We start from the raw sequence: 768 nt of genomic DNA, 5'->3' as shown, positions 1-768 counted from the left end.
GGTAATGACTCCAACTTATTGATAGTGTTTTATGTTCAGATAATGCCCGATGACTTTGTCATGCAGCTCCACCGATTTTGAGAACGACAGCGACTTCCGTCCCAGCCGTGCCAGGTGCTGCCTCAGATTCAGGTTATGCCGCTCAATTCGCTGCGTATATCGCTTGCTGATTACGTGCAGCTTTCCCTTCAGGCGGGATTCATACAGCGGCCAGCCATCCGTCATCCATATCACCACGTCAAAGGGTGACAGCAGGCTCATAAGACGCCCCAGCGTCGCCATAGTGCGTTCACCGAATACGTGCGCAACAACCGTCTTCCGGAGCCTGTCATACGCGTAAAACAGCCAGCGCTGGCGCGATTTAGCCCCGACATAGCCCCACTGTTCGTCCATTTCCGCGCAGACGATGACGTCACTGCCCGGCTGTATGCGCGAGGTTACCGACTGCGGCCTGAGTTTTTTAAGTGACGTAAAATCGTGTTGAGGCCAACGCCCATAATGCGGGCGGTTGCCCGGCATCCAACGCCATTCATGGCCATATCAATGATTTTCTGGTGCGTACCGGGTTGAGAAGCGGTGTAAGTGAACTGCAGTTGCCATGTTTTACGGCAGTGAGAGCAGAGATAGCGCTGATGTCCGGCAGTGCTTTTGCCGTTACGCAACACCCCGTCAGTAGCTGAACAGGAGGGACAGCTGATAGAAACAGAAGCCACTGGAGCACCTCAAAAACACCATCATACACTAAATCAGTAAGTTGGCAGCATCACC

At 53.3% G+C, this 768-nt stretch carries 1 protein-coding gene; it reads right to left on the bottom strand.

The window, feature by feature from the left end; translation table 11 throughout:
* Positions 1–15: 15 nt before the first annotated feature.
* Positions 16–713 (bottom strand): IS1-like element IS1A family transposase gene (locus tag V6E55_RS25565; protein ID WP_223826526.1). Its coding sequence is split into 2 segments (ribosomal slippage): positions 16–464 and positions 464–713, totalling 699 coding nucleotides; the frame shifts between segments, so codons are not numbered across the junction.
* Between the last annotated feature and the right edge of the window lie 55 nt (positions 714–768).

Source organism: Enterobacter sp. 342 (assembly GCF_036663495.1).
GTDB lineage: Bacteria > Pseudomonadota > Gammaproteobacteria > Enterobacterales > Enterobacteriaceae > Enterobacter.
Note: the sequence above shows the minus strand (reverse complement) of the source record. Positions and strands in the feature narration are given on the sequence as shown.